Annotated in this window: 14 protein-coding genes; 3 read left to right on the forward strand and 11 right to left on the reverse strand. The window is 36.3% G+C overall.

Annotation, left to right across the window (positions count from 1 at the left end; genetic code table 11):
* Positions 1-19 precede the first annotated feature (19 nt).
* The 3 genes from HNQ69_RS03130 (at position 20) to HNQ69_RS03140 (ending at position 6,358) form a co-directional block, all read left to right on the forward strand.
* Positions 20-2,944: a bifunctional [glutamine synthetase] adenylyltransferase/[glutamine synthetase]-adenylyl-L-tyrosine phosphorylase gene (locus HNQ69_RS03130; RefSeq protein ID WP_183228620.1), complete on the forward strand. Its 2,925-nt coding sequence runs from the start codon at positions 20-22 to the stop codon at positions 2,942-2,944.
* Between the two features lie 369 nt (positions 2,945-3,313).
* Positions 3,314-4,141, forward strand: coding sequence for an outer membrane protein (locus HNQ69_RS03135; RefSeq protein WP_183228621.1), 828 nt, complete (start codon positions 3,314-3,316; stop codon positions 4,139-4,141).
* Between the two features lie 1,695 nt (positions 4,142-5,836).
* A complete protein-coding gene (locus HNQ69_RS03140; RefSeq protein ID WP_183228622.1) occupies positions 5,837-6,358 on the forward strand; it encodes a methylated-DNA--[protein]-cysteine S-methyltransferase in 522 nt (173 codons plus the stop codon).
* A 7-nt stretch (positions 6,359-6,365) separates the two neighbouring features.
* Here HNQ69_RS03140 and HNQ69_RS03145 read toward each other — a convergent pair whose 3' ends face one another.
* From HNQ69_RS03145 to HNQ69_RS03195, 11 genes are all read right to left on the reverse strand, one after another.
* Positions 6,366-8,678, reverse strand: coding sequence for a sensor histidine kinase (locus tag HNQ69_RS03145; protein ID WP_183228623.1), 2,313 nt, complete (start codon positions 8,676-8,678; stop codon positions 6,366-6,368).
* Positions 8,679-8,964: 286 nt separating this feature from the next.
* The gene (gene pepN, locus HNQ69_RS03150) at positions 8,965-11,592 is read right to left on the reverse strand and encodes an aminopeptidase N (protein WP_183228624.1); all 2,628 of its coding nucleotides are present in this window, start codon (positions 11,590-11,592) and stop codon (positions 8,965-8,967) included.
* Positions 11,593-11,675: 83 nt separating this feature from the next.
* On the reverse strand, positions 11,676-12,503 hold the full coding sequence (locus HNQ69_RS03155; RefSeq protein WP_183228625.1) for a uracil-DNA glycosylase: 828 nt from the start codon (positions 12,501-12,503) through the stop codon (positions 11,676-11,678).
* 479 nt (positions 12,504-12,982) lie between these two features.
* Positions 12,983-13,741, reverse strand: coding sequence for a hydroxymethylpyrimidine/phosphomethylpyrimidine kinase (locus HNQ69_RS03160; protein ID WP_183228626.1), 759 nt, complete (start codon positions 13,739-13,741; stop codon positions 12,983-12,985).
* Positions 13,732-14,337 carry a thiamine phosphate synthase gene (locus tag HNQ69_RS03165; RefSeq protein WP_183228627.1) on the reverse strand — a complete coding sequence of 202 codons (606 nt, stop codon included), beginning with the start codon at positions 14,335-14,337 and terminating at the stop codon, positions 13,732-13,734. The genes HNQ69_RS03160 and HNQ69_RS03165 overlap by 10 nt, the downstream gene beginning before the upstream one ends.
* The gene (locus HNQ69_RS03170) at positions 14,334-15,107 is read right to left on the reverse strand and encodes a thiazole synthase (RefSeq protein WP_183228628.1); all 774 of its coding nucleotides are present in this window, start codon (positions 15,105-15,107) and stop codon (positions 14,334-14,336) included. The genes HNQ69_RS03165 and HNQ69_RS03170 overlap by 4 nt, the downstream gene beginning before the upstream one ends.
* Positions 15,108-15,111: 4 nt before the next feature.
* The gene (gene thiS, locus HNQ69_RS03175) at positions 15,112-15,309 is read right to left on the reverse strand and encodes a sulfur carrier protein ThiS (protein ID WP_183228629.1); all 198 of its coding nucleotides are present in this window, start codon (positions 15,307-15,309) and stop codon (positions 15,112-15,114) included.
* Between the two features lie 3 nt (positions 15,310-15,312).
* A complete protein-coding gene (gene thiO / locus HNQ69_RS03180; protein WP_183228630.1) occupies positions 15,313-16,263 on the reverse strand; it encodes a glycine oxidase ThiO in 951 nt (316 codons plus the stop codon).
* Complete coding sequence (gene thiC / locus HNQ69_RS03185) at positions 16,260-18,095, reverse strand: phosphomethylpyrimidine synthase ThiC (protein ID WP_183228631.1); 1,836 nt, start codon at positions 18,093-18,095, stop codon at positions 16,260-16,262. The genes thiO and thiC overlap by 4 nt, the downstream gene beginning before the upstream one ends.
* A 3,432-nt stretch (positions 18,096-21,527) precedes the next feature.
* On the reverse strand, positions 21,528-22,322 hold the full coding sequence (locus tag HNQ69_RS03190; RefSeq protein WP_183228632.1) for a heme ABC transporter ATP-binding protein: 795 nt from the start codon (positions 22,320-22,322) through the stop codon (positions 21,528-21,530).
* Positions 22,319-23,416: a FecCD family ABC transporter permease gene (locus HNQ69_RS03195; protein ID WP_183228633.1), complete on the reverse strand. Its 1,098-nt coding sequence runs from the start codon at positions 23,414-23,416 to the stop codon at positions 22,319-22,321. Before HNQ69_RS03195 ends, HNQ69_RS03190 begins: the two co-directional genes overlap by 4 nt.
* Positions 23,417-23,418 lie beyond the last annotated feature (2 nt).

Raw genomic sequence — 23,418 nt, forward strand, 5'->3', positions numbered from 1 at the left:
GCTTTTCAAGGGAGTGTAGATGAAAAATGCTTTTTTAAAAACACAGCTTCTCCCTTTATGTCCCCTTGATGAGAATGGTTCTCAATGGTTGAATGACATGGAAGAGCAAGCGAGAAACGAAAATTTAAAATCGCTTGTTTCCTATATTTCAGACAAGGGAAAGCAAATTGATTTTGTAAGCGCAGTTATGACCTTATCACCTTTTTTGCGTGGGGTCTTAATCACCAACCCATCCTATCTCAGTCCCTTATTGAATGTCGATATAGAAACGAGGTTAAGCGAAATTATAGATGATATTGTGGTTCTTGATAAGAGTGAGTCTATTCATGAAACTGCATTAATGGCGGCTTTAAGACAAAAAAAACGGGAAGCACATGTTCTTATTGCTTTAGCTGATTTGAGTGGTGTCTTTACTTGTGAAGTTTCCTGTGCTTGGTTGACACGTTTGGGTGAAGTAGCATTAGGTGTAGCTCTACGTTTTCTTTTAAGAGAAGCACATGATCATGGTAAAATAAGTTTATCGAGCCGTGATGATCCAGAAAAAGACTGTGGTTTAATCATTTTAGGGATGGGAAAGTTAGGAGCAGGAGAATTAAATTATTCTTCTGACATTGATCTTATTGTTTTTATTGATGAAATGTCACCTCATATTGGGAATCTTTCTGAGAGTGTCGATTTCTTCTCTAAGATGGTACGCCGATTAATTCACATCATTCAAGAACGTACTGTGGAGGGATATGTCTTCCGTCTTGATTTTCGGCTTCGACCAGATCCAAGTTCAACTCCTTTGGCCTTACCAGTAAGGACTGCGTTGCGTTATTACGAGGGGCGTGGACAAAATTGGGAGCGGGCAGCTATGATTAAAGCACGTCCAGTTGCTGGCGATAAAAAAGCAGGTTTTAACTTTCTTAAAGAGCTTTTTCCTTATGTGTGGCGGAAATATTTAGATTATGCTGCTATTGCTGATATCCATTCAATCAAACGTCAAATCCATTCTTATAAAAATTATGGTCAAATTGCTGCTTATGGCCATAATGTAAAATTAGGGCGTGGTGGTATTCGTGAGATTGAGTTTTTTGTCCAGACACAACAACTTATTGCTGGTGGGCGCTTTCCTCAATTACGTGGGCGTCAGACAGTTGCAATGTTGAAAGAACTTCACACACTTGGCTGGATCAGTCAAAAAACGAGAGATAGCCTTATAAAAAGCTATGTTTTTTTGCGGAATGTGGAACATCGCATTCAGATGCTTGCAGATGAACAAACGCATCTTCTACCAAATGATGTTTCTCAATTCACAAGTGTTGCATATTTAATGGGCTATCAAGAAACTAGCAGCTTTATCCATGATTTATTAAAAACGCTTCAAGTTGTTGAAAAGCATTATGCAGCGTTGTTTGAGAACGAGCAAGAGCTTGGTTTAGAAATTGGCAATTTAGTTTTTACGGGTGAAGAAGATGATCCAGAGACATTAATAACATTAAGCCGTTTAGGTTTTGAAAGAGCGAGTGATATTTGTCGTATTATGCGAACACTTCATTGTGGTCGTTATAAAGCTACTCAATCTGCGGAAGCACGTGAGAGATTAACAGAATTGACTCCAGCACTTTTAAAGGCTTTTGGTGCGACAAAACGGGCTGATGAAGTGATGTTGTGTTTTGATAGTTTTTTACAGGGGTTACCTTCAGGCATTCAGCTTTTTAGCCTTTTACAATCGAATCCCTCTCTTTTGGATATGTTGGTGCTTATTATGGGGGCTGCTCCGCGTCTTGCGGAAATTATTACACGTAAACCACATGTTTTTGATGGGATGTTAGACCCAGCAATTTTTTCAGAATTGCCCACAAAAGCTTACCTAAAAAAACGCCTTGAATGTTTTCTTGAAGGTGTTTCTTCGTATGAAGAAATTCTTGATAATTTAAGGATTTTTGCTGATGAGCAACGTTTTTTGATTGGTATTCGGATTTTGAATGGGGCAATTACGGGAGAAAGAGCAGGTTTTGCGTTTACTGCACTTGCGGATCTTATGATTGCAAAAACGTTTACTGCGGTTCAAAAAGAGTTTTCTCGTCTTCATGGCAATGTTAAAGGAGGCCGTGTTGGCATACTGGGTATGGGTAAGCTTGGAAGCCGTGAATTAACTGCTGGTTCAGATGTTGACCTTATTTTGCTTTATGAACATGATGAAGATGCCGAAATATCTGATGGAGAAAAACCTCTTTCTATTCCTCAATATTATACTCGTTTGACACAGCGTTTGGTTGCAGCTTTATCTACTCTCACAAGTCAAGGCATTCTTTATGCAGTTGATTTAAGATTACGGCCATTAGGCAATAAGGGACCCGTTGCTGTTTCTTTTCAATTTTTTAAGAAATATTATCGCAATGAAGCGTGGATATGGGAACATCTTGCTTTAACACGGGCGCGGGGTATCACTGGGGATCCTGATTTTTTACAAAAATTAGAAAATGAAGTTTGTGCAATTATTGCTTTTGCTCGTAATAAGAACGATGTAGCAAAAGCAGTATGTGAAATGCGTACTTTGATTGAAAAAGAAAAACCGCCAGAAAATCGATGGGATTTTAAAACGATGCCGGGTGGTATCATGGATCTGGAGTTTATTGCCCAGTTTGCTCTGATTACGCATGTGATTGAGTTTAAGATTGGAGCAACTACAGCGGATATTTTGGCCCACTTACCGAATAGTTTTCTTCATCAGTCGTTTATTTCTGATTTACATCACGCCTATGTCCTTTATACAAATTTGAGCCAAATTATACGACTTTGTCTAAATGATTCCCTTGACCCTGATGATATGCCACCTGGATTAAGCGACCTTTTATTAAGCAGTGTTGGAGAACCTGATTTACTTCGTATTGAAAAATTAATTGAGGAAATTGGGCAATCAGTATGTTCAATTTTTACACATGTAATGAAATATTGAATATATTTTATAGTACTTTATGAAATTTATTGTATGGGATTGTTAGATAAAATATTACGATATTTTAGGTACACGTATTCTTTCTTACTACATTGACAAAGAAATTATAATGAGAAAAAAGAATAAAAATCTCTATTTAAAAATTTTTCTTTAAAAAAATAATACAATAAATCTACACCTAATTATAGAATATGGGAAATGATGAGAAATATTACAGCAAATCATAGAAAATTTTATAAATTATTTATTAATTTCTTGTGTTTTTCAATATATTTTTTATATTACTGTATCATTTTTACTACAGATTTTTTGAAAAAAATATGAAAATATTTAACTATTAGTGTCACATTAGCTTTTAGGGGAGCAATTATGACTAAAAAATATTTAATCACAACATCTATTTTTTCTTTAATTTTAGTTTCTGCGGTACAGGCTGCGGATGTTATTCTACCAGAACAGCCGGCACCTGTTGTTTCTGCACCTGCTTTTTCTTGGACAGGGTTTTATCTTGGAGGCCTAGTTGGTGGTCTTTCAAGTAGCACTGCTTTGAGTTATTTAGAAGATGGGGATACAGGAAAATGGATACCTGTGGGAAAGGAATTATTGCCTAAACTTTCTGGTTTCACAGGTGGCATTTATGCGAGTTCTAATCTTGATATTGACAGTGGCTTTGTTATAGGTATTGATACGGATATAATATTGTCTGGTCAAAAAGATGCCAAAGATATCAAGCCGTTGCAAGGAAGTAAAATGAAACTAAGGCGAGATAGTCTAGAAGGAACAAGTTGGGGAATAGAGTCCAGGGATTCTCTAGGGACGTCTTCTGATATTGTGCATCATACTTTAAACCAAAAATGGTTTGGTGCTACACGGTTACGAGTTGGTTTTGCTGTTGATCGTATGATGCCTTATATTGCGGGGGGGGTTGCTTATACGCAGCTTCAAAATATTTTTACGAAGGCAGCAGATAGAACAAGTAAAAAAGCTGTTAGTGTTTCTGATTTACTGCATGATGAGAAAAAGACTATGATTGGTTATACCCTTGGGGGAGGGGTTGATTTCGCAATGACTGATAATGTTATTGTGCGTGCGGAATACCGTTACTCAGATTATGGTAAGAAGAAATTTGCACAGGAAAAAATTGAAATGGGTTACAAAACGGATGATTTTCGCGTGGGGGTAGCTTACAAATTTTAAGTTATCGTAGGATTAAATTATTGAGAAGTCCCATTTTGAATGGGACTTTTTATTTTTTATATGTGCTGGAGAGTATTTTAAAAGAGAAATATTGTATATATTTTGAGTATTTCTGCTGGTATTTTTCTCTATTTTTTCAATGTCATAAATTGTTTTATTGAGGAAATAAAAAAGAGCACAAATGCAAAGAATTTTAAGATAATAAGACTACGCTCAGAATATAATGGATATTAGGAAAATTGAATATTTTATGCTTTGTAATAAATAATATAGAGTGATTTATTGGCACAAAAGTAAATATTAATCTAAAACTATGATTGAAACAGAGAAAGCATAATTATCTCAATTATTTTTAAACAGACCTTATAACTTTTTATATTGAATATAATAGCAGAGAATAAACTTAATTGTTTATTATTTCTATTAGATATAAAAATTGGTTATTTGTGCATTGCAATAGGGATCTTTGTGTGGCTAAAGACCTATTTTGGAACGATTTGAATATAGTTTTATAGAGCATCTTAATACGAGATTTGTAGTAATGTTAGGGAACGAGAAAATACAATAACGGAGTTGGTTTCTTACTTCATAAGAATAATAAGAGTGTGGTATCAGTGAGTTTTATGCGTAGTGGGCTTATAGTACTAGAAAGAGGATTCGATAAAAGGTAAGGTATTTTTTTCAAGTAAGTCTATGAATCAGGAATATAATGAATATACACTTTTTCGAAAATTTTATGATACTCATTAAAAACGTGAAGAAGAAAAACAAAAGGTGTTCTGCAATCTATTTTAAAACAGTACTAAGAATACTCTAAAAACCATGAAGTCGAATGAAAAGGAGATTATTATAAGACTGTAAACCGTTTTTTACCCTTGTAGTTTCTATTCTTCTTCAATAAGTGTGTTTGTTATCCGAGATAAATCAGATCAATATACAAAATTCTTTTACTTTAAATTTAGCAGACAAAGTCAATACAATATGTAAAATATTCGATTGTTTCAATCCCTGTTTCAAATAAGGTGAAGTTTCTTAAATCTAAAGTGTATGCTTTTATAAAAATGAGCCGTTGAGAATATTAAGGGTAATATATAGTGAATCAATAAAATGCGCTAATAAAAGAACTTCGCTTTTAAATGAAAACAGTGCGTGGATTTTTTTAAAGAATAAGATCCTATTATAGGAAAAATTAATAAATCTAAATCTGTGAAAGAAGCTCTCCAACTGTTTGCATCATTTATGATAAATTTATAAAAATTTTATGTTTATTATCTAGAATATTCTTTGAGCTATGGCCTATAATACAGAAAGGCATTCTTGGAATTTTCATTTACGTTTTCTTTCAGAGATTTTTTATATTTTCCTATGTCGCTCAGGTTGATATTTTTCTATCAAAAGGTAAACATTTTTTTGGACTTTAGGTTAAAATGTCTACTGAATTTTTTCTAATATGTCGGAATTATACGTTTTATGGTGGCCACCATTTGATTTCTTATAGTCATTAGGATTGAAGCATAAAAGAGAGTTCAGCTTTTTATTGTTTTTTTCATCATTCCATGAAAATTGTTAAAGAATGTATGATTAGGGGATAGGGTGATTTTATCTTACCTTGTAAGCTTGTGATGAAAAAATCCCTTTTCTTTATTTTGTTTATGGGGTTCAAAATTTTTTAAAATATAAAGAAAGTGAAAGCGGATGAATATTTCTCAAAAAAGAATATTCTGTTTGAAAAATATCTCAATAGGAGGGCTTTTGGTAGCAAAGTCTCATAAAGGGATTTGTAACATAGCATTGGGAGATACGACAGAACAATTATTACAGGAATTCACCGTACGCTTTGGTGAAGTACAGAAAGTAGATGAGGACAGCATTTTTAAGAGAGAAATTGCACATATTGTTGCAATGATAGAAACGCCTCAGTTGGTAAGGAAACATGATTTCCCCTTAGATATAAATGGCACAGTTCTTCAGAAACAAGTATGGGCAGCATTATGTGAAGTAGCATGTGGCAAAACAGTTTCATATGAAGCCTTAGCGCAACGTATTGGTATGCCAAACGCTTTTCGTGCCGTTGCTAATGCATGTGCAAGTAATGAATTGGCATTAATTATTCCTTGCCATCGTGTGGTATACAAAAATGGTTTTATCTCTGGATATCGTTGGGGTATTTGGCGGAAAAAGATTTTACTACAACGGGAAAAAAATGGAGGTATTTAAAGAAGATTTAACTTTGTTGAATTGGCATTGTAAGGATTACAGTTGTCCCTTTCATTTCTTTAGAGATAATTTCAAGTTTCCCTTTGTGTAATTCTAGCAAGGAGCGTGAAATGGCTAAGCCAAGGCCTGATCCAGTATGGGTTTTCGTAAGTTGATTTTCAACTTGTTCAAAAGGCTGCCCAAGTTTTTTGATTGCTGATTGGGGAATGCCAACGCCTGTATCTTTAATTCTACAGATAAGGTTATTTTTTTTCTTGAAAGCACAGATATCAATACTCCCACCAGAAGGTGTGAATTTAACAGCATTAGAGATAAGATTAAGGAAGATCTGTTTCATAGCACGACCATCAACTTCTGCATGGAGTTCCGGCGCAATATTTGTTGTAATAGAGATATTTTTTTCTTGAGCTTGGGGGGTAAGTGTTCGTGTCGCTTCACTGATGATTGGCCCAAGATCGGTATTTTTACAATCAAGGGTAAACCTTCCAGCTTCGATTTTGGACATATCAAGGATATCATTGATAAGGGTTAAAAGATGATTGCCTGAATTATAAATATCATGCATATATTCTTTATAGCGTTGCGAGCCAAGAGGACCAAAGGTGGACTGCAACATGATATCGGAAAAGCCAAGAATGGCGTTAAGGGGAGTACGCAATTCATGGGACATATTGGCTAAAAATTCTGATTTAGCTTTGTTAGCACTTTCAGCGCGCTCTTTTTCTGCTTTCAGACTTTTATTAAGTTTTTCAACTTCTGTTGCACGTTGTTGAGCACTTCCTCGAGCACGTTTGAGCTCTTGAATGAAAGAAAAAAGGCGTCTTTCACTATCTTCAAATTTTTCCTGTTGTTGTTTAAGTTCAGAAATATCTGTACCAACACAAACAAGCCCTCCATCTTGGGTGCGCCGTTCATTAATTTTGAGCCAATAACCATCTGCAGTTTGGCAAATACTGGTTAGATTACCAGTACCATCGTCTTTAAGAGGATATTCATTGATTGCAGGGCGGGCCATGGCTTCGACAGTTGCGCGTTGGATTCCTGGTTGTAAGACTTGTTTAGGGATAGCCGCATATTCGCAAAATTTGCTATTGGACATGACTAAACGCTCTTCTGAATCCCATAATACGAAAGATTCTGAAATATTTTCAATCGCGTCGCGGATACGAAGATCGGCTTGCGCTGTTTCTTCTGCAAGTTTATGTTGTTCACTAATATCGAAAGCAATACCCACCAAATGAGGTTCTTCTTCATCTGTCACTTCAGCACGAATGCGCATCCATACATAATGATCATCGGCATGACGCATAGGGACATTAATATCGATATGCTTTTTTTTACCACTCATTAATTCTTGAGCAAGATCAAAAAAATTAGCATCATTTGGATTAATAATGGCGGTAATTTGAGAAATTGAGAGCAGTGCATCTTGAGGCACATAACCCAGCATTTCATAAATTGCTCGTGACCAGTAAACACGTCCGCTTGCCATATTCCAGTCCCACAATCCACAGCGTCCACGCATCATTGCCATGTCGATACGGTTTTGAGTTTTTTCTGAAATAAGATCTGTCCTGCGTGCCCGTACAATTTGATTGTAATAAGCATAGAGGAGTGCTAAAATAATGCCCGTAGTTCCTATGAGTAGGGTTATATTTAACGAAAAAATTTTGCGCCATTCTCTATAAGTATGTTGTGTTTTTTCACTGATGAAGACACCATATTGCCCATTTTCTGTTTGCTCAAACAAAGCGAGAGCAGGGCTATCTTCACCTATGGTGATTTTCATGATTTCAGCCTGTGGGCTTAGAGACCGTAAAGTAATGTTCTTAGAGAGAAAGTCCTGTAAGGGTTTTCCTAAAATGATCTCTGAATTGGATGAAGCGAGAACGTTGCCTTTTTGATTAACTATGGCAATAACAGTGTTGGGATTGATAAGGTTTTGATTGCGAAAATTGGTAAGAATATTTTGCAAATGATCATGAGAAAGGATTGCTGCTTTTCCTTTCTGCATAGCGGCACGATCAATTGTGTTGATAAGCTGAGCAGCTAAGAGAGTGATAGTAGAACGTGTGTTTTTATCAATTGTATTGCGCAAATCATAGATTGATAGGAAACGAATTGCCGTAAGCACAACAAGAAATGCAATAACTACAAATGGAAGTGAACGTCGTAGCCAAGGTTCAATAAAGAGAAGTTTTTTATAGGCTGAGTTAGAAAGCAAATTGATACGCTCTGTCTGCGCTTTGTGCTTTTGAGTGCTCAATTTTGAATCAGCATAGACCTCCGTTGGCGCATTATATGCGTCCAGTTTAGCCATTTCTAGTTCCTTTAATTATAGAATAATATATTTTAAAAACTGCTTCGATACTCATAATAAACCCATAGGGTGCAATGAATCAAAACAGGAGTCCTCTGTCCAGTCTTTTTTTTAAAAAAAAGTAATTTTACTTTTATAAGAGTGGAGTGTGGAAATGCAAAGGAACATTAATCTGACCTATAAACAGGTTTAAAGTTCCTGTTTATAGGCTTATTATTATAGAGCAGCGCATTAATCTTATTTCATAAAAAATGGTATAACATACTGATTATAAATATTTTTTATTTTAAGCAAGCAGACGATTGATGATGTCATTGACATCGCTTGACAATTGGGGAGCTTCTGCAATTGTTTTTAATGCAGTTTCAAGTTTTTGTTGCCGAATAGGCTCTAATTGTCGCCAAGAGCGCATCATTGTTAGTAATCGCGAAGCAAGCTGTGGATTTTTTTTGTCAATTTCTAAAATCATTTTGCAAAGAAAATGATAGGATGCACCATCAGTTCTGTTAAAACCTGTTAAATTATTAGATGCGAAGACACCAATCAAGGCTCGTACACGATTTGGATTATCTTGTGAAAAAAGCGGATGTTGCATAAGCTTTTGAACATGATCAAGTGTTGATGCTCCCGCAACCATTGCTTGAATGGAAAACCATTTATCCATTACTAAAGGATCATGCCGATATCGGTTTTCAAAATCATTTAAAGCATTTTTCGTTTGCTCACTTTTGTTGAAGTGCCGCACTAAAATAGTTATACTAGCCATACGATCAGTCATATTATTAGCTGTTGCATATTGTGTGGCAGCACGGTTTGGTTGCGCTTCAGCAATGGAAAGATAGTCGAGTAGAATATTTCGTAATGCTCGTTTCCCAACTTGTGCAGGGGTTGATGAATAAGGTTCATTGGTTCCCATTTGCATATAAACTTTTGTGAAGAGTTCTTTATGTGTGTGTGCGAGTGAAGCTAAAAACTGCTTGCGCACATGGTGAATACAATCTGGATCAACATTTTCACCGATTATTTGGGCAAGCTCAACTTCGCTCGGTAAAGTTAAACAAAAGGCGCGAAACTCTGGTTCAAGGCTTTCATCTTGAGTAATGGCTCCAATCAGTTTTAGCAAAGGAGAGGGCATATCCTCTTTTGTTTGTGTTTTATCTTGAATGGCGTGAATCAAAGCTTGCGTTATCAAACGGTTAAGCGACTGCCAACGATTAAGTTGATTGCTATCGTTTTGTGCAAGAAAGATAAGTTCACTTTCATTGAATGGGGTTTGTAGATTAATAGGCGCAGAGAAGTCTCTAAGCAGTGATAAAACAGGCTTTTCTCTCAATCCTCTTAATGTAAAGGTCTGGCTTTCCTGGGATAGAAGCATAACATCTGATTGAATATCCGCATCAGCCTCATAAGTGAGAGACTCTCCATTCTGTCCTAACAGGCCAAAAGCGATAGGGATAAGCATAGGCTTTTTTGTGTTTTGTTGCGGGGTTGCTGGAATATGCTGTTTGGCATGGATTGTTAAAGTACCATCGCTGTAATGGTGGTTGATTTCTACATTTGGTGTTCCTGCTTGTTCATACCACAGCATAAATTGTGAGAAGTCTTGATGAGAAATTTCAGCGAAACAGGCGATAAAATCTTCAATTGTGCAAGCTTGTCCATCATGGCGTTGAAAATAGAGATCCATTCCTTTACGGAAGAGATCTTGGCCTAAAATAGTATGTATCATGCGAACAACTTCTGCACCTTTTTCATAAACGGTTGCGGTATAAAAGTTGTTAATTTGGCTATATTGGCGAGGCCGTACAGGATGAGCGAGTGGACCAGAATCTTCAATAAATTGTGTGGCTTTTAATGTTTTTATATTTTCAATTCGCTGTAGACTTCGCAGATTTTGATCTGAAGAAAATTCTTGATCACGGTAGACAGTTAAACCTTCTTTTAAACAGAGTTGAAACCAATCACGGCAGGTAATACGATTACCGGTCCAATTATGAAAATATTCATGGGCAATGACACGTTCAACATTTCGATAATCATGATCGGTTGCTGTTTCAGGATCTGCAAGAACACATTTATCATTAAAGATGTTAAGCCCTTTGTTTTCCATTGCACCCATGTTAAAGTCAGAAACAGCAACAATGTTGAAAACATTAAGATCATATTCGCGGCCGAAACATTGCTCATCCCAACGCATGGAACGTTTTAGGGCATCCATTGCATAGATTGCACGTTTCGTTTTTCCTTTTTCCACATAGATACCAAGTTCGATGTGTCGACCAGAGACGGTGGTAAAATGGTCTTCTAACTTATCAAGATCTCCACCAACTAAAGCAAAGAGATAAGATGGTTTGGGATAAGGATCTTCCCACACGGCAAAATGGTGATTGTTTTCAAGAGTTCCTGTTTCCACGAGATTGCCATTGGAAAGTAAGATAGGGATTTTTTGAGAATCCGCCTCAATTTTTACCTTATAGGTAGAAAGAATATCTGGTCGATCATAAAAATAAGTAATACGACGAAAACCTTCTGATTCGCATTGTGTGCAATAAACACCATTTGAAAGATAAAGCCCCATGAGTTTTCGGTTGCTTTCAGGGTTCAATTCTGTGACCAATTGCAATGTAAAAGGCGTTGTTGGTGGGGTTATAATTTCTAAACGGGAAGGAGTAGCTTTATAAGCATCCTCAGACAATGTTTTCCCATTAAGAGTAACAGAAACTAATGTAAGATCATCACCGGAAAGCACAAGAGGGGCTAAGCCTTTTGTATTGTGACGCGGCTCAATAGAGAGTGTTGCTGTAACAGAGGTTTTTGTTGGTGCCAAACGGAAGTGTAGTTGTGTTTTGGGAATAGTATAAGGCGTTGGTTGGTAGTCTTCTAAATAATAAATGGGTACTGCTGATTGTTGCATAATTTTTCCTATTCGTATTTTAAAAGTTAAAGAATTAAACGAGTGTTTATGTTTTGAGTTAAGGGGGGAGGCAGTGTTAGAGTTTACAAAAGACTGTCTAAGCGGTTTTTTACTTCTAAGAAATCTACCCATGTAAGTTTTTTTTGACTAGGAGTTCGGAGAAGATAAGCGGGATGAAAGGTTGGCATAACAGGTATTTTTATGCTGTTTTCGCTTTCATAGGTAAACCATTTCCCTCGTGTTCTTATAATTCCATTTTGAGAACCCGTAAGAAACTGCATAGCAACTCCTCCTAGTGCTATGAGGATACAAGGATTAGCTAAATAAATTTGCCGTTCAATGAAAGGACGGCATAAGGCGACTTCTCTTGGTGTTGGTGTCCGATTTCCTGGTGGGCGCCAGGGAACAGTATTGGCTATATAAACATCATTTCTCGTTAGGCCAATTGATGCGAGAATTTTATTAAGTAATCTTCCCGCTTTTCCTACAAATGGAACCCCTTGTATATCTTCCTCTCGTCCTGGCGCTTCTCCTACAAGCATGAGCGGGCTTCCTGCTGTTCCATCTGAAAAACAGGTGTTTTTTGCTGTCAACTTTAATGAACAGCCATTAAACGCGAGAAGAGCAGATTTTAATTCATCAAGTGTATTGGCATTTTTTGCGATTTCTATAGCTGAAGATCCGCCTTGTATGGTAAAAGGATTAGGCAATGGGTGATTGTTTAACTTTATAGTTGGGGATATTTGTTGATTATGAGAAATATCAACTTCTTGTGTTGGTTTTTTCTTTAGGGGAGCAAGTTGACTAAAGCGATCAACAGGTAAATCGGTTAGGACAGCATCCGCACCACTTTCTTTATAAAAGCTTAAGAGTTCTTCATAGGAGATTGAATACGGCGTTTGATTTAACATTTTACTTTTTCTAATGACCTATTGACTGTGGATAGATCAGACAACATTACCCTTCAAGCTTTATGGTGTATTCATTAGTCCGTGATGTATGAAACAACGATGGCCTCTTTTCTTTACAAAAAAAAGAAACTGTAAAACGAGATCGTTTACAGTTGTTTGCATTTTTCAATGCCAATCTTCTCTCTTAAGAGATGCTGAATTATTCTATAATAAAAAAATTTTTTACCGAATGCAAGTTGTATAAATTGAGAAAATATAAAAGTGATATTATAAATTAATAAAATAATTTTTTTATTATTAAATTATATTTTGCATATTAAAAACAAATATAAAATATATCTTACTATAAATACTATTTTTATATAATAATATAAGTATTTATCTATTTATATAGAATCATTGGATTTAAAATAAAAATCTACATAAAATGTAATTTATATTCAGAATATTGAGTCATATTGTGATACAATGTTAACCTTTTAACAACATTTTTCCTTGTGATTTAAGAGTCGTGTTTGAATATATGCTTTTGCACTTTTTATGGCTTGTATCATAGATTCATTTAATGCCAAATGTGCTGCAATAGCGCTAGAAAGGATACAACCTGTTCCACGCATTGTTCCCTTTAAGCGCGGAGTAGAAATATTAATGATTTCAGTTTTATCAATGAAGCTATCAATTGCAAAGGGACCATCTGCATGTCCACCTTTTATCAAGATAGAACGTGTGCCAAATGATAGAAGTTTTTTTGCTTGTTGTACTGCTTCTTCACGACAAGACGCTAATGGACTTTGGCTAAGAAGCGCAAGTTCTCCTCTATTAGGTGTTAAAAGATCAACATGAGGGAGAAGTTTGTTGATCATAATGTCTATAATTTTTTCTGTTGTCAGTTTTCCCCCTGAGGAGGCAACAAGTACAGGATCAAGAATAACTGGAATACGGGGATAGTCTTCTAATACATGACAAATCTCTGCTATGATAGCTTGAGTTCCTGTCATACCAATTTTTATTGCGCTTATTGGATTAGCCTCTAGAGCTATGCGCATTTGTGCGGCAATAAGTTTTGCACTCATTGGAACAATTTCAGCAACGTGGTTATTATCTTGTACGTTAACGCAAGTGATGGCTAAATTCGCTTTTACTTGAAAATGTGCAGCTGTTTCGATGTCACAGGTAATACCAGCACCTCCTGTGGGATCGGTTCCTGCTACAATGAGAATAGAAGGCATTAACGCCATGCTTGTGTCACCTTTACCCACTGTAGCATACGCTGTTCAGGTTTTTTATGGAGGATAATATCGGTTACAACAGCAGCACTATTTGCTCCTGCTTTTAAAACACTAATTGCGCGTTCTGGGGTTAAGCCACCAATGCCCACTAAAGGTAAAGTACCAATGCGCTTTTTCCATTGTTTTATTTTTTCTAGTCCTTGAGGTTTCCATTTCATTTCTTTTAAGATTGTCGGATAAATGGGACCAAGTGCAATATAGGCAGGATTAACAGAGAGCGCGATATCCAATTCCTGTTCATCATGTGTGCTAAGACCAAACCTTATACCGTTTTTACGAATTGCAGGAATATCAGCATTTCTTAAGTCTTCTTGTCCAAGATGAATAAAATTGCACTTTTCATCAATAGCGATTTCCCAATAATCATTGATAATTAACTGTGCTCCCAGTTTATCGCAGATGTTTTTTGCGCGTTTAATATTTTGACGGATCATTTTAAGATTTTCATTTTTCATACGCAATTGTATGAGTTTGGTACCCAAAGGAACCAAACGTTCAGCCCAATCCGCACTGTCAACGATGAGATAAAAGGGATCTAGTTTCATGAAAATACTGCTTTTCCAATAACTGGCGTTGAAGGCACAGCTACATCGCGTGCCTCTAACATTCCTGCTGTATATCCCATACGTCCTGCTTGAACGGCTTTAGAAAATGCTTCAGCCATTAAGACAGGATCATCTGCTTTAGCAACGGCAGTGTTAAGAAGCACTGCATCATAACCAAGTTCCATAGCAATGGCGGCATGTGATGGGCGTCCAATGCCGGCATCAATAACAAGAGTAACATCAGGAAGGTAGGCACGAATAGAACGCAATCCATCGGTATTATGAGGGCCTTTGGCAGACCCAATAGGAGCACACCAAGGCATAATGACTTGGCATCCAACCTCGAAGAGTTTTTCAGCGACAATGAGATCATCTGTTGTATAAGCAAAAAGTTCAAAACCTTCACTGTTTAAAATTTGTGCTGCTTCGATTAAGGAAAAAACATTTGGCTGTAAGGTATCAGGATTACCGATAATTTCAAGTTTAATCCAAGATGTTTTAAAGAGATCTCGTGCGAGTTTTGCTGTTGTAACAGCTTCTTTCACAGTGTAGCAACCAGCAGTATTAGGAAGTACTGTTATATCCAGTTCTTTAAGAAATTGCCAAAATTGTCCACTTTGTTTTCCACCTGCTGTTTCTCGGCGCAATGAAACTGTTACAATTTCTGTACCAGATTTACAAATAGCATCCCTAAGAACTATTGGTGAAGGATACTGTGCTGTACCTAACATAAGACGAGAAGAAAATTGTCGTCCATAAAGATTCAGCATAGTTTTAGCCTCCTTGCATTGGGCTTAAAATTTCAATTTTATCTCCTTCATGCAAGACAAATTGGCTTCGTGCATCTACGGGAACAACTTCAGCATTCACAGCAGTCGCTAGCCAATTTCCTTCATAGCCTAATTCTTCAAGCAAGAGATTAAGAGTGACTACTTCAGTTTGGATTGTTTCACCATTGACAAATATTTGCATATTTTACTCCAATGCCAATTTTATTGCTCGTTTTGCCATTTCTGGAGATAAAAGAAAACCATGTCTATAAAATCCATTAATAGAGATATGGTTACCATATTTGTATACAGAAGGGAAGTTATCAGGATAGCATGGTCGTATACCAACGCCTGATTCAATAATTTCTGCTTCGGCAAAAGCAGGATGTAAGGTATAAGCAGCGTTAAGTAACTCCATTATTGATCTCACTGAGATAGCACCATCAAAGTCACTCTCAATCATTGTTGCACCAATCATAAAAATATTATCTTGCCGGGGAACAATGTAAAGAGGAAAACGTGGATGAAGGAGGCGAATTGGGCGAGAAATTTTAATATCCATGCTGCGTACAAGAAGCATTTCACCGCGTACACCCCGTATATTTTTGTCTTTTCCTAAACGTGCTATTCCAGTTGCATCAATGACAACATCAAAATTTGTTTCAGATGTTTCTATATCGACAAAACATGCTCCGTTTTTTATCAGTTTTTCTTTTAAAGTGCTAAGTGCTTTACGAGGATCAAGATGCGCTTCATTTTCATAAAAGAGTGCGCAGTTAAAACGTTCTGCAAGATCCGGTTCAAGCTGCGTTATCTCTGCGTCGGTTATAGTTTTATGCTTATGTGTACGCATTGAAAATCGTTCAAGCTCCACCTTATCCCGTGTAGGTGCAACAACTAAAGTACCTTTCTGTATGACAAGATTGGGAAGTGTTTTTCGCCACCATTGTATGGCCTGTATGCCAAGATCTTCAACGATTTGTTCAGCATTTTCTCTTTCACAATAAGGTGCCAGCATTCCTCCTGCATACCAACTCGCTGTTCCTATAGGAGAATGGGGAGGAGCTGATAGCGTAACAGAAATTCCTTTTTGTTGTAACATAAAGGCAACTGTCAATCCCCCCACGCCTGCACCTTTGATAAGAATATTCTTCAACTATTTACTCTCTTTTTGTGAACAGGGATAGTATCTATATAAAGGTCACCATCCTTTTGATATTTCTCGGCCATGGCGACCATACCTTCATTTTTTATTTTTTTAGTTGCTGCTGCCTCACGAATATCATGGGAGATACGCATAGAACAGAATTTTGGCCCACACATGGAACAAAAATGTACTAACTTATGAGCTTCTTTAGGCATTGTTTCATCATGGAAGTTACAGGCTGTCTCTGGATCAAGAGAAAGATTGAATTGGTCATGCCATCTAAAGTCGAATCGTGCGCGTGAAAGGGCATTATCGCGGAGTTGTGCTCTAGGTAAACCTTTGGCAAGGTCAGCAGCATGGGCAGCAATTTTATAAGTAATCACGCCAGTTTTAACGTCATTTTTATCAGGAAGTCCTAAGTGTTCTTTAGGTGTTACATAGCACAACATAGCAGTTCCTAACCACCCAATTATAGCAGCACCAATTGCTGATGTAATATGGTCATAACCAGGAGCGATGTCAGTAGTGAGAGGTCCCAAAGTATAAAAAGGTGCTTCATGACAAAGATCTAATTGTTGTGCCATATTTTCTTTAATTTTGTGCATTGGAACATGTCCTGGCCCTTCAATCATGACTTGTACATCTTTTGCCCAAGCAATTTTTGTTAATTCTCCTAATGTTTTAAGTTCGGCAAACTGGGCTTCATCATTTGCATCGGCAACAGAGCCGGGGCGCAGTCCATCTCCTAATGAAAGAGAGATATCATATGTGCGTGCAATATCACAAATTTCATCAAAATGTTCATAGAGAAAATTTTCTTTGTGGTGATGCAGACACCATTTTGCCATAATTGAGCCACCCCGTGAGACGATGCCTGTTACACGGTTAATAGTTAGAGGAATAAATGGTAACCTTAATCCGGCATGAATAGTAAAATAATCAACACCTTGCTCTGCTTGTTCAATAAGAGTATCACGGAAAATATCCCATGTTAAATTTTCAGCAATACCTTGTACTTTTTCGAGTGCTTGATAAAGAGGAACAGTTCCAATCGGAACTGGTGAATTTCTAATAATCCATTCACGAATATTATGAATATTCCGTCCTGTTGACAGGTCCATCACTGTATCGGCTCCCCAACGAGTGGCCCAAACCATTTTGTCAACTTCTTCTGCCATAGATGAAGTAACTGCTGAATTGCCAATATTGGCATTAATTTTAACACGAAAATTGCGTCCAATGATCATTGGTTCACATTCTGGATGATTGATATTTTTGGGAATAATGGCACGTCCGCAGGCAATTTCATTACGAACAAATTCAGCAGTATAAAATTCTGGTATTGCTCCACGCAATGTTTCATTTGATGGCACTTTTTTCTGATCTTCTATCGTGAATCCTTCATTCTCTCGTATGGCCACATATTCCATTTCTTCGGTAATAATGCCTGCGCGTGCATAGGCCATCTGTGTAATCGCTTTGCCATTTTTAGCTCGCAAAATGGGTCGCTTTTGTTCAAAGGTTGGTGTAGCAAGGGTATTATAGGTGAATCCGTTATCTTCAGGTTTAACTGATCGTGCAGAATAAGGTTCAGTATCAGCACGTTTAGAGAGCCAAGATGAGCTAACTTCTGGCAAGCCTTTTGCAATATCAATAATCGTATCTTTGTCTGTGTATGGGCCGGAGGTATCGTAGATCTTTAAAGGTTCTTCACCACTGCCATCAGTAAATGAAATTTCACGCAATGGGACACGCACATTAGAAAAGAAAGGACTTTGTTGATAAATTTTGCGTGAGGCAGGAAAGGGGCGGCAACTGATTGATGGAATCTTTTTTCGCATAAACTTTTTCCTTATAAACATGTAGTTTAAGAACAGGTTGTGATGTTAACGGGGATAAGTCCAAATTATCAATCATGTGCGCTTGAATGAATGGTTATATATAATTTTTTATACCGATATATCTTAAATAAAAATCAAGAAGCTTTATTGAAAAATTGATTGCAATATATTTTATAATATTTGCATTATCCCCCATTTAAGGAACTTTTTACTTTTAAGAATATGGTTGACTTAAATCCTTGTATTGTCAATCGCAAAGATATGTTTTTAACGGTTTTTATATTCTCTTTAAAACCGAAAGAAGGTACTATGAAATTGTCAGTGACAATACTAAAGTTTTTTATTTTTTTATAGAGAAATTGTGAAATCAGAATTTTTTTCTAACGCGAAGGGATTTATATTTTAGCATTTCTGTTAATTTTTATTCTTCACCTTTGTGTCGTTCTTGGATTACACTTAGTAAAGTGTATTTAGAAACCAGCCGAGATCGTAGCATATATTATTTTAGTGCATATTTTCTTAATCTGTGTGCTTATTTTTTATTATCTAATTAATTGTAAGCTTTATAAAATATGTCCCTAATACTTTTGGGGATGAGGACCTTATAACTTTATTACGCATAACTGCTTCATCTCCAAGGGAACGAGTTTAGAATATTACGGTTAGTTCAGGTAAACTAAAAAAGCATTTGTTTTTTATTTTTTAGTAGATGGTATGATTTGTATGCTTTTTCAATGAACGTAAATGATATTACTACATCATAACTCTGTGTAAAAAAGAACAGTATCTATATCTGTTCAAGATTCTCTATAAACTACTGCTTATAATATTTTTCTCTATGAAGCTAGAATAATAAATACACTAATATTTATTTTAATTATCAATAAAAAACATTTACTTGTCTGTTTTTTAAAGAAGTGATGGTTATAGTTGTTAAGAAAATCAGTAATGGGGGATGATATCCTAGCTATAAAAATAGTCGGGACGGTATAGCTATATTGCTTTGTGCTCTCTTAATTTCAGAAATCATTTCTCAAGAGCTTTAGGGAGATGATTAAGTGTGCGATTGAAAATTGTCGTTTCGAAAGGATTATTATCAGATTGAGGGACCATTGATAAAACCTTAAAATGTTTGCGTAGTCTTTCAATTTTTAGATCTTTATTACAATATTGCAAATTCGATGATGAAGCGTATTTTTCTATGTTGGTTTAATAAAGCAGAGTTGGTTATCAAAACAGTTTGGCGAATATTTACTGTGGTATTGTAATGAAGAGGAAGAAGACCAATAGTTGCTAGGTTCTACTCAGAAGTGGTTATTGTTCTTGCAAAAAAATCTATCTATAATAGAATAAAAAAGTCATCGCTCTAAGCGTGGGGAGACAGGAGGTGATGAGAGCAGAATTGATTTTCAGAGATCAGTGATGCGCGTTTTACAGCAGGTGAAGGTACAGAATTGCGTTTTTCAATTTGCATAGAAAATGAGACATATCCTTCAGATTTGATGGAGGTATGTGGTGCATCTTTAGTCTATTGAGGATATTATTTCCAGATTAAGTTGAAGAGTGGGGAATCCACTATACTGAACCATCTTATGGAGCGCTGGGCTATGAACAGGAGGTGCTAAAAGGGCACGCTGGTGTTTATCTGATATAAATTTTCAGAAACAAACTTAACTAGGACAGGCTATGTTTTAAGGGGTATCTACGTGTAAATAAAACATGATAAGTAGTGTAAAGAATTTGGAGAAATCTTTTAAAATTTTTTTGATACAGATAATAGTCAAAAAAATCTTAGCTTATTTAAAATGAGGATAGAGAAAAACAAACTATGAAGTTTTGCAAATACAGGTCAAAAGAGAGGGGCTCTTTATTCCAATCATAGAGAGGAAATATAAAAAGAGAAAGCATAAAATATTGCTGACCAAAAAGTTTTAATATATTGAAAATACTATAAAATTTAATATTTTTAGGAATTTCAAATATGTCAGCAGTTTTTATGAATTTGACAAATTATTCCATCTCAATGAGAGCCATATGAAATCCATAGCAAAGGATTTTATGAACGATATTTGTACATTTTGTAACAAAATAGGAAATTCGCGAATATAACCGCATAACTACAGTGAAGCAACAATAGGTGTGCAATGTCAGATGAGTGATGGCATTGCAAGTAAGGGCATTGATGCTTGTGTTATAAAAAACTGTAATGAATTTAGTTTATTTAATTGGAGGGAGTGAAGAAAAATAAATGAGTAAATACGAATAGGGTAGCACAATACATGATGTATTAACGAATGGTGATGGGAAGGTTGCACTCTGGTGCACAGAAGAGAAATTTAGAAAAGCGTTATTGAGAAGAACGGGGGATTATAATGTCTAATATTTATGATTGGTCGCTAAAGGCTGATGAAAATGCGAATTCAGATCGATCATTAATTGGGTAGAAGAGATTATGAAATTTTTTTCGTTAAACGATCTAAAGATATGTCTTTTCGTAAGGTGTTTTTGAAAGTGTATGAAATGTAAAATTGTCCAATGCGGGACAAAAGGAGTATTATATTTGTAATATCTCGCCTTTCTTGAAGCAGAGAACGCCATTGTGTTGGATAACTCATAATCATAAAAAGATTTTCACTTTGCTCCTCATTTTCTTTCTTCGTACACTCTACGAAGCTATAGCACAAAATTCATTATATAGAACCATCCTTACGCTAACGAAGGAAAAGACCAGCGCCATCATTTATTTTATCTCCCTGTTTTGCAACTCTTCTTATATTATAACAGATTACAGGAGATATTAAGTCCATTTTTTAATGAGCTTTATATCTAGTTAATCCTTCTTATGATATGCTCGTAAATGATTATTGCATAATAAGTGGAAGAAAAATGAAAAAATATGACTATATGCGTTGTTCTAATTAAATGGAGAGGGCGGTATAATATCATTAAATCAATATTTAATATTTACCTTGATAACAACAGTTAAAATGCATGTTTTATGAGAGAAAAAAGCTATAAAGTTTTACTATGGATGAGAAAAAGATACGAAATTTCTGTCAAATACTTGGCAAAACAATGATGATAACACATTTGACTTTACCCTGTTCATTACAGAGACATTAGTGTGTATCCCTTTACGTCATGGGAGTGATAGGAATAGAGGGATAAAACCCATGTGTGTTATGAAAAAAGGCATAGCAGCGTAACTAGGTTTTAAAGTTTTTAGCAAGTAAAGTCTTAAAGGTTTTTGAGCACGTGTGTTTTTTCCGAAATATTTTTTATGGAAGCACGGCCTTTTTCTCCAAAATAACATATGACAAATATAAACAAGAATTCATTTAAAAACAAAACGACTTCTAAACTAATCTTCGTAGTTCCTATGTCCGTGAATGCTCTGATTTAAGCAAACAGATTTCTGTAAAATACGCTATTTCATAGGTAGGATGCTGTTTGAGGGAGTATAAATGGAACGTCCGTTTTAGGTAATTCAGAAACGACTAAAGGACAATGATAAACATCACGTAGATTTTGCGTTGTCAAAACGGTAGATGCACTTCCCTCGCAATAAACTTTTCCCTGCTTTAGCAAGATCATTTTATCTGCATAATGCGAGGCAAGATTAAGATCATGAAGGACAGCGAGAACGCCACCACCACAACGGGCAAAATTTTTTGCAATATCCATAACAACCAGCTGATGTTGAATATCAAGGCTAGCAATAGGTTCATCTAATATCATCCAACGAGAAACTCCATTAGAAACCGGTTCCCATATTTGGCAAAGGACACGAGCAAGTTGTACTCTAGCTTGTTCTCCACCTGATAACTGGTGATAATATCGGTTATCATAATCAGCAAGGCCAACACGTTCTAAGGCTTCTTGGATAAGATTTTGCAATTTGATTTTGGAAATGGTGAATTGGTTTAAAGAAAGACCAAGTGCGACCACTTCATGAACTAAGAATGGAAATGTTAGCATTGTTGATTGTGGAAGCACTGCGCGCATCTTTGCCATTTCACAAGTTTTTGTCTGGCTAACATCATAACCATTTAAGATCATTTTCCCAATGTAAGGAATTTCTCCACTCAAAGCTTTGACAAAAGTACTTTTTCCAGATCCATTAGGACCAATAATGACGGTAAGAGTACCGCTTTTAGCTTGAAGGTCTATATGGTTGAGAATCTGCTTTTTTCCGCGTTGAACGCAAATATTGGTTGCCTCAATCATGAAAAATTTGTTCCTCTTTTGCGTATAAGGATCCATAGAAAAAAAGGTGCACCAAAAAGGGCTGTAACGATTCCAATTGGCAGTTCTGCGGGGGCAACAATTAAGCGCGCAAAGGTATCAGCAAAAATAAGTAATGCTGCTCCCAAGAGAGCAGAACAGGGAATGAGATAACGATGATCAGGACCAATTAGCTGACGCAAAATATGTGGAACAACAATACCGATAAAACCAATGCCACCACTGACAGCAACTGCGCTACCACACATAAGGGCAACAAGAAAAATAGCAATATTTTTAACCCGTTGAATATGGAAACCAATATGTCCAGCAACAGCTTCGCCAAGAGCAAGAGCATTAAGCGCTCGCGATAAAAGGGGCGAAAAAAGAAGAGCGATACAAATAAAGGGGAGAACAAGCCAAACTTTTAACCATGTGGCCCCCGCAAGAGAGCCAAGATTCCAAAAGGTAATATCGCGTAACTGCTGGTCATTTGCGATAAAAATTAATGTTCCAACAACAGCACTGCTTAAAGCACCAAGAGCAATTCCCGCAAGAAGCATTGTTGCAATAGAGGTAAAACTATGATGCGTTGCTATTGTATAGAGAACAATTGTCGAGAGAAGGCCGCCCCAAAAGGCACCTATGATAACTTTGTAAGGATCTAGAAAGGGAGCTAATGAAGCAGGAAAGGCAATACCGACAACGATTGCTAAAACCGCGCCTAGGCCTGCACCCGCTGATACGCCCACAATTCCAGGATCTGCAAGAGGATTACGAAAAAGTCCCTGCATGAGAACACCAGAGACAGCTAAAGATGACCCAACCAATAATCCCAAGATAATACGGGGAAGTCTAATGTCGATAAGTACGAGATAATCACGCGTTTTGCTACTCACTGAAAAGTCTTGCGTAAACATTACATGAAGGAAATCAGAAAAAGAAACGCTTGAAGCACCATTCAAGAGTCCAGCAAAAATGCTGAATATGAGGAATATAATGAGATTTAAGAATACAATCTTTCTCAAATTTGCACGATTTACTTTTTTATTCTCTTTTGTTTCAGATCCATATGCTATGGAGGTGCTATCTATCATTT

Source organism: Bartonella callosciuri, from assembly GCF_014203215.1.
Classification (GTDB): Bacteria; Pseudomonadota; Alphaproteobacteria; order Rhizobiales; family Rhizobiaceae; genus Bartonella; species Bartonella callosciuri.

Coding starts and splice junctions, on each gene's coding strand:
- HNQ69_RS03130 (WP_183228620.1), top strand. CDS start 20: ATGAAAAATGCTTTTTTAAAAACACAGCTTCTCCCTTTATGTCCCCTT.
- HNQ69_RS03135 (WP_183228621.1), top strand. CDS start 3,314: ATGACTAAAAAATATTTAATCACAACATCTATTTTTTCTTTAATTTTA.
- HNQ69_RS03140 (WP_183228622.1), top strand. CDS start 5,837: ATGAATATTTCTCAAAAAAGAATATTCTGTTTGAAAAATATCTCAATA.
- HNQ69_RS03145 (WP_183228623.1), bottom strand. CDS start 8,678: ATGGCTAAACTGGACGCATATAATGCGCCAACGGAGGTCTATGCTGAT.
- pepN (WP_183228624.1), bottom strand. CDS start 11,592: ATGCAACAATCAGCAGTACCCATTTATTATTTAGAAGACTACCAACCA.
- HNQ69_RS03155 (WP_183228625.1), bottom strand. CDS start 12,503: ATGTTAAATCAAACGCCGTATTCAATCTCCTATGAAGAACTCTTAAGC.
- HNQ69_RS03160 (WP_183228626.1), bottom strand. CDS start 13,741: ATGGCGTTAATGCCTTCTATTCTCATTGTAGCAGGAACCGATCCCACA.
- HNQ69_RS03165 (WP_183228627.1), bottom strand. CDS start 14,337: ATGAAACTAGATCCCTTTTATCTCATCGTTGACAGTGCGGATTGGGCT.
- HNQ69_RS03170 (WP_183228628.1), bottom strand. CDS start 15,107: ATGCTGAATCTTTATGGACGACAATTTTCTTCTCGTCTTATGTTAGGT.
- thiS (WP_183228629.1), bottom strand. CDS start 15,309: ATGCAAATATTTGTCAATGGTGAAACAATCCAAACTGAAGTAGTCACT.
- thiC (WP_183228631.1), bottom strand. CDS start 18,095: ATGCGAAAAAAGATTCCATCAATCAGTTGCCGCCCCTTTCCTGCCTCA.
- HNQ69_RS03190 (WP_183228632.1), bottom strand. CDS start 22,322: ATGATTGAGGCAACCAATATTTGCGTTCAACGCGGAAAAAAGCAGATT.
- HNQ69_RS03195 (WP_183228633.1), bottom strand. CDS start 23,416: ATGATAGATAGCACCTCCATAGCATATGGATCTGAAACAAAAGAGAAT.